Source organism: Nostoc sp. NMS2 (assembly GCF_017115105.1).
Classification (GTDB): Bacteria; Cyanobacteriota; Cyanobacteriia; order Cyanobacteriales; family Nostocaceae; genus Nostoc.
The window spans coordinates 79,959-94,054 of record NZ_JABXKH010000147.1 but is presented as its reverse complement, the minus strand read 5'-3'; the positions used below and the strand labels follow the sequence as shown (position 1 = coordinate 94,054).

The window sequence follows — 14,096 nt, the reverse complement described above, 5'->3', positions numbered from 1 at the left end:
TTGTAAATTCAATTCTATTTGTGCATATTCGCTTGCATCTTCTGCTGAGTAAAATTCTGAACTAATAATGATTTGTTCTTGGGGGGTGAAAAGCTTAAACATTGTCTAGTCCCTCCCCTAAATCTTCTTTATGCTTTTCTAACAAATTAATGATGTCTACCATTGCTTGGTAAAAATCTTCATCGCTGGTTATCTCGTGCGCTTCATCCATTACAGGTGTAAGGATACCTTGAGCTTCTTCGATTGCCTTTATTGCTTCTTCTGGTGTCATAATAAATGTGTGATGTTGCTTGTAGGACATTCGCGCCGCCCATGACCACGACCATTACAATTGTCAGAGGCATATTGAGCTAGCACAATTATTAAAATTGCTGAAATTGCTGCACACTTCATTGTTTTACTTCCTTAATCAGTTTTATACAATTCGCCACATCTGCAATTGTTAGGGGATTTTCAAAAGCGCCTCGAATACGAAGGGAAAGAGCAATGTTTCGCCACTCATCAGCATATTTTTCAGAAGTAGCCCCATACTCCGATAACAGCGCCCTCACGCTCTTAATACTTAAATCATTAGGAATCGCATTTTTGACTCTTAAAAGAGCAAAATGAACATCGCAATCTGAAGGTAGGAAATGCTGGTTTAAATATTTCATATTTTCAAAAGTTAATGACTTTTTGGGCAGATGTAATTCTGCCCAAGTTATTTACGCTGCTACAACCTGGTACAAATCATTACGAGTTAGCCGTGCTAGCTTCAGTCCACACTCGCGCCAATCGTCGTACTTTGTACCATCACCGTTAATCCAATACTCCTGTGATGAATACCAATCGCCTCCATCGTCAGTAAGCCAAATCCATCCGATTAGTTGATTGTTAATTCTGAAGGCGTGTTGTTGTCCTTTGTCGTCCACATACTTGCAATCTTCAATTGTGCAAGATTCTGGCTTCTCTTCTTCTGTTACTGGTAATGTGCCTTGTTTGTAATGCCAGCGAATATAGTTTTCTGCTTTGGCTTGGGTATTTGAGCGAAAGACTTCTTTTCCGCCTACAGCTACTACATATCGCTGCGTCAGGTGTTCGCTGTCATAGTAGATGGTGGCGATTGTCTTGCCGTCTACAGTAGCTTCCCAGTTGTAGAAGCCATCGGGCGATGTAAATTGAATATCAATATGATTTTTGCATTTAGGCGCAATTTCTTTTGCTTGCTGCTCAATATATTGGTTGAATTCAGATTGAGCAATGGTTGCGGTAATCGATTGCTGTAGATAATCATCAGCTGCTACCTGATGCTTGCAGCGTACCCCCCTAAAGTGTGCGTCTCCGCATTCGCAGCGCTCATGATGGTTGGGATGGCCAGGTCTGACCGCGTAGTGATTGCTATTGTCAGGGTTTTTGACAATGAAGGTTTCAGAGTCGATTTGATTGACCTCTAGGGGTCTTGAGCGGTCAATCCGCCCAATGATCTTTTCTCGCGCCTGGGCAATGGCAAGAGTAGGGCTGGAATGAATTTGCTTGCTTAAGTCGGTCTGCCAGCCCTCAAAGCCCTGATAGACCTGAAATAGCGGCTCTTGAGTCAGACTATCAGAGACTTGGTAAGTCTGCTTATCTTTGGTGCTGTGCTGGGGATCGCAAGCCAGGTGGTAGCCAGGAATCGCTATATCTTGGATGTCGTCTTGGGGTGCGATTTCTTCAATCTTGCTTGCTAGCTGCTGAATTTCATTTGCTTCTATAGAAATATCATCGGGCTTTGGCGCTGTAGCCGCTTCAATCATCCCCCAGGTGATCGCAAAAGCCGCTTGCTTCTCAGGCTGCTTTGCGCCCCAGAAAATTGCTTGGCAGCCTTTGATGCCTTCTATGGGCTGGTCGAATAGGATGGGCTGGCTGAGATGGTAGGCATAGCATTCAAATTCAGCATCCCAGGTGCAGTCTGTAATTTGCGCTGCTCCGATAATCGCGCCGCGCTTGATTGTGTCCTTGGAGATGCCGTAGTCAGCGAGGTAATGGTCGGAATCTTTTGATTGGGAGGCATGAATCAAGACCCAGCCGCGTCTGTCTGTGGGCTGTGTGCGGTATTCGGCTTGCTTAATGCCCATGCAAATAGCATAAGCATGGGGAGCATGGATGCTGATGGCCTTGAGAGATTCGGGATATGATTGCATTGGTATTTCCTAGTAGGGATTTGCCGCAAGAGCAATCGCATTCTTTCCAGGGAGGCGATCGCTCTTTTTGGTCGTCTATATATTATATTAATGCCATAAAAAGCATACGTCAATAACTATAAAGCATAAAAAATGTATTTCATGGCTTGCAATTTAGCCATGTAAAGTATATGCTTTGAGCAAATGAGGAATTACTATATGCACGGCATCGTCAAGTTGCCTCATGCCTTTGTAGACTTAAATAAAAGTCGCAGAAGTATGAGTATGGATATGTCTATGATTAGGGAACGGATGGAAGAATTAGGTGTAGATTTGGCGACTCTAAACCGCCGCTACTGCGAGATTAGGCGCAGAAAGGGTGACGAAAGCGCAACGCCTGTAAATCGTAGAAATATGCTTGCTAAAGCAATCTCTAATGAAGGCAACCCAACGCTAGAAACATTTATGGATCTTGTTGCAGCCCTAGATGGCAAAGTTCTGATTGAGTGGAAAAGTACCAAAGTAAAAGAATTTGGAGGCGATAACGCAGCGTAGAGATTAAAACGCGCCTATAAAACCAAAACTTTGATAAACCGTTGTGTTCGCAGCACAACGGTTTTATTTTGCCACAAAAAGACAATCGCTCATCTACAGCAAACAAATGAACACTTTAGTTTGAATCACGCATTTATGGATTTGATGCACAAACTAGAAACTAAGATTTAACCCAAGCAAAACCTATTACCTCCGCTTCCACCACTCTTTTTAAACAAAATCCCAGTATACGGAAACAACCTAGCGCGAATTGCAGCCAAATTTTTATCTGGCCGCATCTGATATCCGTCTTTGTCGATGTTACTAGGGTCAAGCGAGATACATTCAAATTCTTCCAGAATCACGCCAACTCGTTCAACTTGAGAGGGTAAATTATTAATGGCGGCGATCGCGTCCGTAAGCGCCTGTCTCACTGGTGTATTTGTATTGTATAAATCAGGCTCCAAGCGAGAACTACCCTCACCACCAACCACAACAGTAGTATCGCGCTGAGTAATCTCATAGACCTCGAATAGTAGGTTTGCTTGGTGGTCAGTGAGTGGCATAATTAACTAAACTTTTGGTGGCCAGTGCCACGTTCCAGGTTCGTGGTTTTCTGAATAAACCTTGGATGTTGCCCAGATAGTCATCCCTGCACCAGGGTAATCATTGTCTCCATCAGTAAAAACCTGTAAATTGCTGTATCCCTGTGCTATCAAATCAGGGCTTACATCACGCCACACCCTGACAACAATTGCTGGTCTAACCTGTCCGGCGCTACGCCCATCTGGTAAAACGTAGTGAACTATTCTTCCTTCGGTTAGTCCAGGAAATGGCTGCACTGAACCAGTCACAATGTTATTTGTCATCTGCTTCCTTAGTTTGAACTTGATAGCTAATTTGTGAATCTAAAGTCACCCAAGCGACACCAGGGATTTTACCAACAAGGTCTTCCACTTTTGTGTAAGGTCGTCCACTTTGCAAGTCTTTTGCCTGGGCTGTAGATAAGCCCAAACGCTCAGTTAGCTCTTTGAGAGATGCAGAATTGACCAAAATAAACCCCGCCCCCGGTGGCTGGTTGTCAACTATTGGAGAATAAACTTGGTTTTTTTCTCCCTCATCGCTTGTTACGAGTGGTGTTTGTGGTGTTGGCGGCGGTTCTCTACGGTAGCCCTGTGCTAAAAAGTCATTTTCTCGTCCTTCGGGTACTGATGTCGGCATACCGTACTGTGGATCATAAAAAATTGGCATACAGATAAAGACCCACGGGTCTTAATAAAAGTTTATAGACTCAAAATCAATCCGCATTTACGAAAGTCGGTGATTTTGGAGCCAGTGAGAAAATAAGCGGCATTCCGTTCGCTGACGGTTCCTAAATCGTATTGCCCAGTGAAAACTTGAATACTTAAATTAGTATTTGGATCGGTGATTGATGCCGCGATCGCACCACTACCACGACGCGGTTCAGCAATGCGGCGCGTGGCCATAGCCAAGCCTTCTAGATGGTTCACTGTATTCACCGAAGGAATGGTGGGGATGCTAAATACATCTGTTCCCGGTGTGATGTCACCTGCTGTCAACTTTGTGCCATTAGGTGCGTAGGGAGCAAGGGTAATCACATTGCTGGCAATTCGCAAAATCACGCCAAATGCTGTAGCTTTAGTGCTGGTGCCAATTCTGGCAATTTGCCCAACTCCGACATTTTGCAATGCTGTACCTACAGTTAGGGTAAAGTCTACCGCACCAACAAATGTAGTGGTAGCATTATCGGCATAGAGGAAAGCTGTGTTAGCAGCTACTGAGGCAATAGGGAGAGTGGCTTGAGTACCTGCGGCAGTATCTAAATCCGCTACACCTGTTTGATTACTGACTGTATTGGAGCCACCTACCATAAACCCGTAGCGTTCCACGAAATCACCTAGCTGTAAACCCCGTTGCAGTAATTGACCACCACCAATACTTGTAGCGGCAAAACCAGTGACTACCACCGAATCACCCAAGAAAGCACCTTTGGCAGTGGATGAAATGATGGCATAGCGGTTAGATGTAGGGGTGTTTTCTTTATCTAAGAAGACATTCGCGCCGCGTAGTCCTTCATTATTAAAGTTGGCTAATTGTCCACTACTGTCAACACATGCGCTGATGGCAATGGGGGGATGATCGCCCAATGCTACGTTACCACTGGCGGCAATGCTCCAAGTGCGGAATTGGCTATACATATAGCTATCGTTGGGTGTGACGATAGCATCAGCAATCTGACCCGATGTTTCCGTCAAATACCGATCCATTGTTTGAAATGAATCGTAGCCGTATGAAAGAAAACCATCTGTCCATAGCCTTTCAAGCTTTACACTACCTGCAAAGAATTGAGCTTCAGTAAAGACAAAGGGAGCTACACGAGGATTCAAGTCTGTAGCTATACGGCGCTTAGGACGGCGGATTTTCACATCATCCCCCCGTTCAAATGCCCCAGGCTCGAAATCCCGCACAGCCACGCGGGGATACATAGCAGCAAGATTTAGCTGGGTGAGTGCGCGTTGAGCGATCGCGGTCTCGATTAATGCGGTATTGGGCGAAAATGGCGGAGTTGGCATATCAGTTTAAATAGAAATTAGGAGGCAGGAGGTAAAAGGTTGCAAAGATAAACCAAGGAGTTTAAACTTTTACATCCCGCCTTAGCTAGGTTTCCCGTATTGATTTTCAAGCTCAGATATCAAAGCTTTTTGGGCGTTTTCATCGCCGCCGTAACGATTGTAGATATCCTGGGCGCTCATCCCTTCAAAGTTGTATTGTGAAGGTGTGGCGCGAGTTCCCGTAGTGCCATCCGTGCCGGTGCCACCACGAGGAACTGCAAAATGGGCAAAGTCGGCTTCTAACATTTTGGGAAGAACATCTTTAAAGTCCAGCTTAGTAGGCTCGTTGAATTTATCTACACCTTTCACAAAGTAGCGATCACCTTCTTCTACTAGCAGCCCACGCTTTTCTAGTAGCGTCAACAAATCTTCTTCTGTGTTAGGCCGCACCGTACCCAAGCCACGCATTGCATTTAACACCTCGTTCCGCATCTTGGTTTGGCGGTCAGCTTCACGCAGGCTTTTAGTTTCTTTGTCGCGTTCGTCAAGTTGAGTTTGCAGCCCAGTCAACTTACCTTCGTATTCCTTTTTGATTTCAGCCAGTACCGCCTCACGTATTTTGTCAGCATCGGTTGGTTTGTCACCCGCAGCGGGATTGTTCTGCTCGTTTTCGTATTCTTTTTTTACTTCGCCGATAAAATCCAGTGAGGGCTTGATACTGTTAAATCGCTCGTCCAATTGCTGAGGTATTGAGGTAGCCAAGGCTGTAACAGACTCTGACAGTTTTTTGCTATCGTGTTGAATTTTTTCAAACTGCTCAGAGAATGGCTTGATCGCTTCGCCTACAGATGTGGGCAAAGATTCTTTGATAGCATCTTGAATGGCTTTGAGAGTTTCGGCATCTAGGGGCATAATCGCGTTACTGAAATGTCATGCTGATCATTCCCCATCAACTTCTTCGTACAAATCCCAAGGTAAACAATTCAAAGCCTTGCAGATTTTAGCAATACGGACTATCTGCTCTACTCCTGTTCGCTCATGCTCCCAATTAGCAACAGTAGTTTCTGTCGTTCCCGCTAAATCAGCTAATTCTTTCTGCGTCAAGCCAGCAGCTTCTCTTAATTCCGTGATTTTAAGCTTAATTTGCTTCTTTTTTACCATAAGATATCTTAGCTAAAGATTCATGAGCTTTTAAGCTGCTAATCCTGTGGTTTTACGTTTACCAGATGAGTGATCGCGTGTTTCCTTCTTAAACGGATAAATAGTGTGTATCAGATACCCGGCCGCATCCGATAAGTGAGAGAGCAGTGGGTTATCTGTTTTATTAATACTCTCCTGATTCCACGTCACCTGCTCAAAGTCCTTCACCAAGTTTTGACAATTGGCAAAATGCACGAAACAGCGTGATTGTCGAAATAGTTGATTAACCGAGTGAATGCGGTTGACGACGAACGGGTTACTATCAGCGAATTTCCGCACCAGATACCCTCTGCCACGTTGTTTGGCTAAGGGTTCTAAACCTTGAAACACGATGTCCCAGCTACTCAACTTACTAGCAGCACTACGCGCCCGTCCTGTAGCATCACCAAATATCTGAATTTCTGGCGGGATACCGTTACTTTCCACCCAGTCCACAATTTGCTCGGTCAACTCCCACACGTCGGAATCCATCAAAAACCATTCTTGGCAAAAGTGAATTTCGTTACCGCGTCGTTGGGCTGCGATCGCAACGGCGGGATTATAGTTAAAGTCGAATGTCAACAGTAGGGGTAGGTTGTGATCGTATTCAAGTAACTGTGCGTCTTCATCACTCAAAGAGTGGTTAGCCCTTGAGAAGTATTTGTAAATTAGCCCTTGTACTGTGTTGATGAACTGCCCCATTACCTCCTGTTGATACAATTCATCTGAGTAATTAGCTTCCAGTGAATCGACGTAATCATCACCCAGGTAAGCCCGATTTTCCAGTGACGACATGGAAACCATTTGATAGATGCGTTTCAGATCATCGGAGCGTGTAGGGTCGCCGAATTTATCCCAGAGGTAATTGTAGCCAACCGGCGACGTGGTGAGAATGCCTTGTCCTTTGAGTGTGCCAGGGCCACGTCCTAGCCGTCCGTCAATTGTCAGAAACGCTTTTTCTGGAGTGTACGCAAATTCATCACCCCAAAACCAGCGAATTTGTAAACCCCGCCCTGCTTGGGTATTTCCGGTAAAAGCAGAAGCACTCAAAACGTAGACGAAGGCTCGATCCGGCCCAATATAGCAGCGTTGACAGTTAGCGATCGCTAGCGCTTGATCTTCAGGGGATTCTCGCCACGGTTCTAAGGGGATATTGAAAAGTCGGCATACCTCGACTAGTGCTAGCAATGTCGCCCTACTCAATTGTCCGTAAGAATTTGCTGATATCATCCCTCTAGCGTCAGGTGCAAGCAAGGCACGGGTGCAAGCCCAAATTGCACCTGAAAAAGACTTACCTGATCCTATCCCCCCAATTGCTGAAAACCATCGTGCTGATAGCGGTTCAACAGACAACCAATTGGTCATTTCTAGAAATTTTGTCTGCCCACCTGGATTAGGTTCAAAGTCTTCAAACAGCGTGATTTTACTTTCGCCCTGCAACTCCACAGCTAACGCTTGCTGTGTAGCAATTTCTAAATTTAGTAACGTGTTCCATCCCGCCATTTGCTAATATATAGATAGATACTATTGAATTAGTTATTATGTCGCGTAAACCACTTGTAATCATTCATCCCGAAACCAAACAAGAGTTGTCTGTAGAACAAGCGGCGGCGTTAGTGGGGATAACACCGGGGGCAATGCGGCGGCGGTTGTCTGACCCCAACTGGAATCTAAGAAAAGCGTTGACCCAAAAAGGCGATTGGGATAGATCCAAGAATGCCAAGAGTCGCAAACCACCGGATTTTGTGACTACGGTGATGGTTCCTGAATCTCTGATTAATGGGCGATCTGCTAATGCAGTAGTTAAGGAAAGATTAGCGGTGGCTGACAGGTTAAACCCTGTGCTACTAGAAGATTGTCCGACTAAGCAAGTGAGAATTGCGCTTGTTGAGGAAGAACGGGATAAGCTGCATCGGCTGATACTCGAAGGCAAACTAGGCAACTTGACGGAGGCTATTGTGGCGTTACTCGCTGACTCTACATCATCGCCACATCAGGGAGAGGGCAGCAGCAATGCAGTAAGTAATGCAGTAGCAGTATTATCTACAACCCTAGAAGCACTCATTCCACATCTGCGAAACTGGAGCCTAGAAGACCTAATTAAACTGCAATTAGAACTCCCGTTAATTATTGAGCAGAAAAAAGAAGCCTGTTGCGATCGCCGATTAGAACAAGCAATTTTATACTTAGCGAGTAACTGCGATCATGCCTTTAGCCAGGATGGTGTAGGCTTCAATGGCGCTGATGCTGGTTTTGGTCATTGGCTAGCAACGCAAGTTCAGCAAAATAAGCCACTGTTACAGACTCACGCTACAGCTGCATTAAAAATGGTGAGGAAGTACATCAAACAGCTTGAACATGGCGGCTTGGCATTGCCTGAATGGGATGCGATCGCTCACCAGTATGCTAAGAATTCAACACCTGTACTCGTTCAAGATGACGAGGGTGTAGACGTACTTCCAGAGCGTAGGGTAGAGATTAAAGGCGAAAGAATTGCTGTGTACGCTCCTTATGATTCCTCTGGTAAATTTCAGCGTGATTGCAAAACCATTGAGGGATATAAGTTTGAGGGTGAGGATAAATCGTGGCGTTTTCCTCTCTTGATGATTGAGGAAGTGGTAGAAAAGCTTACAAATGACCAATTTTACCTTACACCGGAGGTAGAGGGAGCGATCGTACTTGCTCGGATGCAGCGCCAAGAAGAGGAAACTGCTAAGGAAATGGCAGCGCTGGCGGCGGCTGACGGAATTGTACAGTTAGTGAGAACTGCCAATTTAGATGCACCTTTAGCTAATGGTTGGTATCTGCGGGATTATCAGAAAAAAGGTGTTGAATGGCTGCTTGCTCATCGTCGCGGTGGTATCTACACCGGGGGCATCCTTGCGGATCACATGGGATTAGGAAAATCCCTAGAAGCACTGGTAGCAGCCAGGGCGATGCAGATTACACACAATTGCCCGGTGTTTGTGATTGCTCCTGTGTCTGTGCTGGAAAATTGGGTGAGAGAGGCAGAACGGGCAGAGGTGAAAATCGAATGTTTCAGTTGGGCTAAAATACCGAAGCCGTTAGATACTCAAAAATACGTGCTTATATGTGACGAAAGTCACTATATGCAAAATATCAATTCACAACGGACGAAGAAAGCACTAGAATTAGCGCATCATGAAAACTGTTTAACAACATGGTTGCTGACAGGTACGCCAATTAAAAATGGTAGACCAGCTAACCTTTATCCTTTACTATTCGCGGTCAACCACCCATTAGGAGATGATAAATGGGAATACGAACGTTACTACTGCAATGCTGGTCATAGATCAGTAGGTAGGGGTAAATCAGTCTGGGATAACAGTGGCGCTGCTCACCTTGACGAACTATCTCAAAAAACTGAGGATGTAATTCTCAGACGTACCAAAGCTGAATGCTTAACTGAATTGCCAGCTAAGACCAGACTATTTAAGGAAGCCACACTAGAGGCAAGTGCAGCCAAATCATATCAAGAGACAATTCGCTCACTCGTGGACGACTACCGCCGCCGCGCAAAACTAGGTGAGGTTGATGAAAATGCAGAGGCGCTGGTAACTCTGAATATCCTGCGAAAGGTAGGGAGTGAGTTTAAAGTTGAGGCAGCGAGAGCGATCACTGAAGAACTGCTAGAACAAGGTCAGCAAGTCGTAATCTTCACTGAGTTTGTAGAATCAGCGAAGGCGATCGCGTCTAAACTTGGCGGTTTACTCCTTACTGGAGATACCAAGCCAGAAGAACGTCAGGGTTTAGTAGATCAATTCCAGTCTGGTGAAAATAAGGTGTTTGTCGGCACCATCAAAGCTGGCGGACTTGGGTTAACTTTGACAGCCGCTAGCAACGTTATCTTAGTTGATCGGGCTTGGAGTCCGGGAGACTGTGAGCAAGCCGAGGATCGCGCTCATCGGTTGGGACAAGAAAATGCTGTATTTGCAACTTGGTTACAGTTAAGCGAAATTGATAAGGCGATTGATAGCTTGTTGACTCAAAAACAGCAGCGAATTGAACTGGTGCTGAAGGGCAAACGCAAGACATTACAGGGTATTCAGTCAGCTAAAGATTTGGCTAAAGAGTTACTCGCTATTCTCTAAAACTCATATATAGATAAATACTATTGATATGACACCAACTGATTTACGAGCCATTTCAATACACGCGCCTTTCGCCTACGCTATCTGCTTAGGGCTAAAGGACGAAGAATACCGCATGCAGCCGACTAAAATTAGGGGCTGGGTCTTGATACACAGCAGTCAGAGTAAAGATTCTGACCAATATTTCACAGACTACGGCATTGATATTGTGATCGCTAAACGAGGAGCGATTATTGGAGCCTGTAAACTAACTGACTGCATTGGTAGTCCTGGAGACTATGCTTATTGCTTAGAAAGCCCTGTCTTGTTTGACAAAGCTCTTGTTGGGATTAAGGGGCAACAGACCATATTTTGGGGCATCTCCGATAAATACCCTGAGCGCAATAACGCCTTTAAAGTAGCTTGGGGGATGATTCAATCATTGAGCTAAAATGGCTCTATTTAGGGGCAACTATGGCGGGATTAAAAGATATTTGGATATGCAGTTTACGCCCTGATATGGCTTTAATGGTCATCACTGGAGAGCCTTCTGTACTCATTTCACCATCATTGGATGGATACAAAGGAAGGCTTGCAATTCATGCAGCTAGTTGTACGGATGAAGAAGATAGAAAGGACTCCTACAAACGAATAATTGAGATGGGCTGGAGTCCAGAGGATGTCCCGGAGGGCAGTTTAGTTGGCTGGTGCAAGATTGATAAAAATATTGACTACGACACAAATACTTTTGCGGCTGATTTTAACAATCATTGCTATTCCAGTCATAGACTTGAAGATTTTAAGCAACAAGAAGAATGGCTAGATGCGGTACATGGTTTGCACCTAGCCGAAATGCAAATATTAAAAATGCCGATTATGGGCATCGGCAAACTAAAAATACATGGGGAGTGGTGGACACCAGATAATCCGTTTGATTTACTCTGTCTTAAACAGTGTTTTGAGGCAGAAGCGCTAGATTTAGAATCTACAGTCTAACTCCAACTCTACCAGCCAAAGCCCTTGCCCTTTCTTGTGTTGCAGCGCTACCTGTCCGCGCTAAGGTGCGTAATCTAGCTCTTGCATTTGCACCACGCGCACGTTGAGCAAATTCACCTGGTCGCGCTCGGCGAAATACAGATTTATTTGGCGCTGAACCAGATGCTGGTTCTTTGTCGTTACCTTTCTTTACTCCGGTGTTGCCGCCAGGATTAGTGGGGGCAGGGGTAACAAGAACTCGGCTTGACGGCCGAGTTCCGACAAGTGGGCTTCTATCTAAACCAAAAACTTGCTGATATTCTTTTAGGGCTCGTCTTCGCGCTCTGCCGCTTGCACTATACTTACTTCCGAATTTCCCTGTAACACTAGTTCTAGTCGGTTGATTTACAGGTACAATCGCCCCACCCCTAGCTCTAGTCCCCCCGGCTGCTGTCCTTACGCTACCGTTTGGTCTAGTAGCCGTGGGCGCTCCAAACCCCTGTCCCCCTCCGGTTTTTCCTCGTCTTGCCATAATCTTGTTTGTGTAACATTACACATTTAGATTTCCCGATGGGTTTATTTAAGGATTTTTTGCATGAATCTAAGTTGAATTTCTGGAAATAGATCGCATAGTTCCTTCAACTGCACAGGTGCGTAGTAAGCCAGCCACCTATAGTATTGTGAACAGAGTATTTCCGGCGTACAGTACCAGAGAGTTCTAGGAAAAGCTTTATTACCTTGTTTTTGGGGTATTTGATGCATTGAGTATGTGTGAGAGATAGGCGAATCTTCGCTTATTAGTAATGCCCACACATCAATGTCTTTCCAATCACCTATAGGTAAGGCACGAATGTAGGGGAGATTTCCGTTATCTTGATCGTGAAACTGAAACAAACCTTCACGCTGCATTTCAAAGGCTCGTTCCATGCCTTCACCAGCACGGTTCGCCCAGATATACATTACATTTTTTTCACGTTCGCCGTAGAGGTGATCGAATTGGTAAATAGCTTCATAGCAAATACTTGCAGCTACATCGCCCCAGTTCCAAAAATTAAGCGGTTTTCCTTCTTTGGTTTTTAGTCCATAGGCATTTCCCCAATCAAGATAAGCACGAATTATCTGAGGAAATGGTCTATCTGTTGCATATTCTTCGTAATAAAAATCTTCACCAAAATAAGCCTCCCACTCAGGTTTAACTAGCCAATGTTGAGGTAAGTCACCACCATTGTTAACAGTTAAATGACAAAAATCTAGTCCCGCAAGTTTGAGAATTAACGCACCCGCCATTGAGTCTTTACCGTAGCCAAACCACAGCCCAGGTGCTACGTTTTGGTTTACCCGTGGGTCAGCATACCACTCTTGTACACGGGCGATCGTTTTGGCTTTGAGGCTTTTAAATTTGTCGGTACGGGCGTGGGCGGCTGCTTGGGCGTAACGAGTTGGGGGGAGTGCTTCAACTATTCTCACTTTGCTGCTTTTTTAAGATATTAAAAAGCTTAGTTTTTGTTTTACTATGAGTATTATTTTGACTTACATTTTCTAAATTAGAAGTTTTTTTTATAATATCGCTAGGGGCTGATAAAATACCACCAGCCTTTAATTCTAATTCGTCTAATTCATTTAAAAAATCATTATTTAGCATTTTTTTGGTTTATTTTTTCTAAAAATTTGTCGGCGTTTTCAGGAGATAGAGTCAGTTTATTGTATCCAGGCACGCCATCGTTTTTAAAGCCGATAGCTTCATAAAACGGGATAGCATCGCCTAATGCATCTAGCTTTATCTTGCCTCCAAAACCTGCTTTTTTACTTTCTAAAATCATGTCAACAATGGCTTGCGTCCCTCCTCCCTTTTGTCTTGTTTCTTTAAACATATTTTTTGGAGATGAAACTAAATACTCCAACTTTAGATGATCGTCACCCTTATTATAAGTGTATATAGTAGATAGCTCTCCTTTATCGTTTTTTATTGCTTTTACACCAGTATTACTATTAAGCCCTTGCCAAAGGTACATATCGTAAATGTCTGTTGCCGCAGAAACTCTTGAAATATCAACAGCTAAGTTTAGCTTTGGGTTTGGTGTATATTTTTTAAGAGCAGGTAGCGCTTCTTTTAGCTCAAGCTCTAAGCGATATTTGTTATATTTTTTTTCTACTTCTGGATCTGCTAGTTTTTCCTTTAAAGATGCAACTGCTTCTTGAGCATGGGGAAAGTGTTCGTATTTATTTAATTCTTGCATTGGAAAGCTACTGCGCCAATTCCTAAAACCTTGCTTTACTTGTTCTCTATCAGAAATAATAACATCTTTGCCTTCTGAACCTTTTCTCAAAGTAGTCCCAGGTGTATTTATTTTTCTTTTCTGGAGAACAGGGGTTTCCGTCAATTTGTCGCCATTGTTGCGATAATAATAAACTTGATTTCCACTTTCATCTTGAAATTCTTCTCCATCAGGGAATAAAGTTATCTTTAGCTTCTTGGTTGCCGATGCCAGAGCATTTTTGAAACGACCCCTGGTAGTCCACCTACCATGATCGTCTCTTGGTTGTCCAGAGTTATAATGTCCAGTAGATTTAGTTAATTTCACGCTGGTTCACCTTGCTTGCATCCA

General features: G+C 44.3%; 18 protein-coding genes. 4 read left to right on the top strand and 14 right to left on the bottom strand.

What is annotated here, in order from left to right; genetic code table 11:
• Positions 1-94 precede the first annotated feature (94 nt).
• From HWQ36_RS26825 to HWQ36_RS26815, 3 genes are all read right to left on the bottom strand, one after another.
• Positions 95-301, bottom strand: coding sequence for a hypothetical protein (locus HWQ36_RS26825; protein ID WP_292708547.1), 207 nt, complete (start codon positions 299-301; stop codon positions 95-97).
• Between the two features lie 88 nt (positions 302-389).
• Positions 390-653, bottom strand: a complete 264-nt coding sequence (locus HWQ36_RS26820; protein WP_292708545.1) for a hypothetical protein — start codon at positions 651-653, stop codon at positions 390-392.
• Between the two features lie 51 nt (positions 654-704).
• Positions 705-2,159, bottom strand: coding sequence for an ASCH domain-containing protein (locus tag HWQ36_RS26815; RefSeq protein ID WP_292708543.1), 1,455 nt, complete (start codon positions 2,157-2,159; stop codon positions 705-707).
• A 198-nt stretch (positions 2,160-2,357) separates the two neighbouring features.
• Here HWQ36_RS26815 and HWQ36_RS26810 point away from each other — a divergent pair, with 198 nt between their 5' ends.
• Positions 2,358-2,693 (top strand): hypothetical protein, encoded by a 336-nt coding sequence (locus HWQ36_RS26810; protein ID WP_292708541.1) that lies wholly within the window; start codon positions 2,358-2,360, stop codon positions 2,691-2,693.
• A 167-nt stretch (positions 2,694-2,860) separates the two neighbouring features.
• Here HWQ36_RS26810 and HWQ36_RS26805 read toward each other — a convergent pair whose 3' ends face one another.
• The 7 genes from HWQ36_RS26805 to HWQ36_RS26775 all read right to left on the bottom strand — a co-directional run bounded on the left by HWQ36_RS26805 (position 2,861) and on the right by HWQ36_RS26775 (position 7,927).
• The gene (locus tag HWQ36_RS26805) at positions 2,861-3,238 is read right to left on the bottom strand and encodes a hypothetical protein (protein ID WP_292708539.1); all 378 of its coding nucleotides are present in this window, start codon (positions 3,236-3,238) and stop codon (positions 2,861-2,863) included.
• Between the two features lie 6 nt (positions 3,239-3,244).
• A complete protein-coding gene (locus tag HWQ36_RS26800) occupies positions 3,245-3,541 on the bottom strand; it encodes a hypothetical protein (protein ID WP_292708537.1) in 297 nt (98 codons plus the stop codon).
• Positions 3,531-3,923, bottom strand: coding sequence for a hypothetical protein (locus tag HWQ36_RS26795; RefSeq protein WP_292708535.1), 393 nt, complete (start codon positions 3,921-3,923; stop codon positions 3,531-3,533). The genes HWQ36_RS26800 and HWQ36_RS26795 overlap by 11 nt, the downstream gene beginning before the upstream one ends.
• Before the next feature lie 32 nt (positions 3,924-3,955).
• Positions 3,956-5,266 carry a hypothetical protein gene (locus HWQ36_RS26790; RefSeq protein WP_292708533.1) on the bottom strand — a complete coding sequence of 437 codons (1,311 nt, stop codon included), beginning with the start codon at positions 5,264-5,266 and terminating at the stop codon, positions 3,956-3,958.
• An 81-nt stretch (positions 5,267-5,347) separates the two neighbouring features.
• The gene (locus HWQ36_RS26785; protein ID WP_292708531.1) at positions 5,348-6,157 is read right to left on the bottom strand and encodes a hypothetical protein; all 810 of its coding nucleotides are present in this window, start codon (positions 6,155-6,157) and stop codon (positions 5,348-5,350) included.
• Between the two features lie 27 nt (positions 6,158-6,184).
• Positions 6,185-6,406: a helix-turn-helix transcriptional regulator gene (locus HWQ36_RS26780; RefSeq protein ID WP_292708529.1), complete on the bottom strand. Its 222-nt coding sequence runs from the start codon at positions 6,404-6,406 to the stop codon at positions 6,185-6,187.
• Positions 6,407-6,436: 30 nt separating this feature from the next.
• Positions 6,437-7,927 (bottom strand): terminase family protein, encoded by a 1,491-nt coding sequence (locus HWQ36_RS26775; protein WP_292708527.1) that lies wholly within the window; start codon positions 7,925-7,927, stop codon positions 6,437-6,439.
• A gap of 38 nt (positions 7,928-7,965) precedes the next feature.
• Here HWQ36_RS26775 and HWQ36_RS26770 point away from each other — a divergent pair, with 38 nt between their 5' ends.
• The 3 genes from HWQ36_RS26770 to HWQ36_RS26760 are packed head-to-tail and all read left to right on the top strand — an operon-like array spanning position 7,966 to position 11,511.
• Positions 7,966-10,536, top strand: a complete 2,571-nt coding sequence (locus tag HWQ36_RS26770; RefSeq protein WP_292708525.1) for a DEAD/DEAH box helicase — start codon at positions 7,966-7,968, stop codon at positions 10,534-10,536.
• 28 nt (positions 10,537-10,564) lie between these two features.
• The gene (locus tag HWQ36_RS26765) at positions 10,565-10,966 is read left to right on the top strand and encodes a hypothetical protein (RefSeq protein ID WP_292708523.1); all 402 of its coding nucleotides are present in this window, start codon (positions 10,565-10,567) and stop codon (positions 10,964-10,966) included.
• Positions 10,967-10,989: 23 nt separating this feature from the next.
• A complete protein-coding gene (locus tag HWQ36_RS26760) occupies positions 10,990-11,511 on the top strand; it encodes a hypothetical protein (protein ID WP_292708521.1) in 522 nt (173 codons plus the stop codon).
• Here HWQ36_RS26760 and HWQ36_RS26755 read toward each other — a convergent pair.
• The 4 genes from HWQ36_RS26755 to HWQ36_RS26740 are packed head-to-tail and all read right to left on the bottom strand — an operon-like array spanning position 11,501 to position 14,072.
• On the bottom strand, positions 11,501-12,022 hold the full coding sequence (locus tag HWQ36_RS26755) for a hypothetical protein (RefSeq protein WP_292708519.1): 522 nt from the start codon (positions 12,020-12,022) through the stop codon (positions 11,501-11,503). The two genes, HWQ36_RS26760 and HWQ36_RS26755, sit on opposite strands and share 11 nt — an antisense overlap.
• 44 nt (positions 12,023-12,066) lie before the next feature.
• Positions 12,067-12,957 (bottom strand): hypothetical protein, encoded by an 891-nt coding sequence (locus HWQ36_RS26750; RefSeq protein WP_292708517.1) that lies wholly within the window; start codon positions 12,955-12,957, stop codon positions 12,067-12,069.
• Positions 12,944-13,132, bottom strand: a complete 189-nt coding sequence (locus HWQ36_RS26745; RefSeq protein ID WP_292708515.1) for a hypothetical protein — start codon at positions 13,130-13,132, stop codon at positions 12,944-12,946. The genes HWQ36_RS26750 and HWQ36_RS26745 overlap by 14 nt, the downstream gene beginning before the upstream one ends.
• On the bottom strand, positions 13,122-14,072 hold the full coding sequence (locus HWQ36_RS26740) for a hypothetical protein (RefSeq protein ID WP_292708513.1): 951 nt from the start codon (positions 14,070-14,072) through the stop codon (positions 13,122-13,124). Before HWQ36_RS26740 ends, HWQ36_RS26745 begins: the two co-directional genes overlap by 11 nt.
• Positions 14,073-14,096 lie beyond the last annotated feature (24 nt).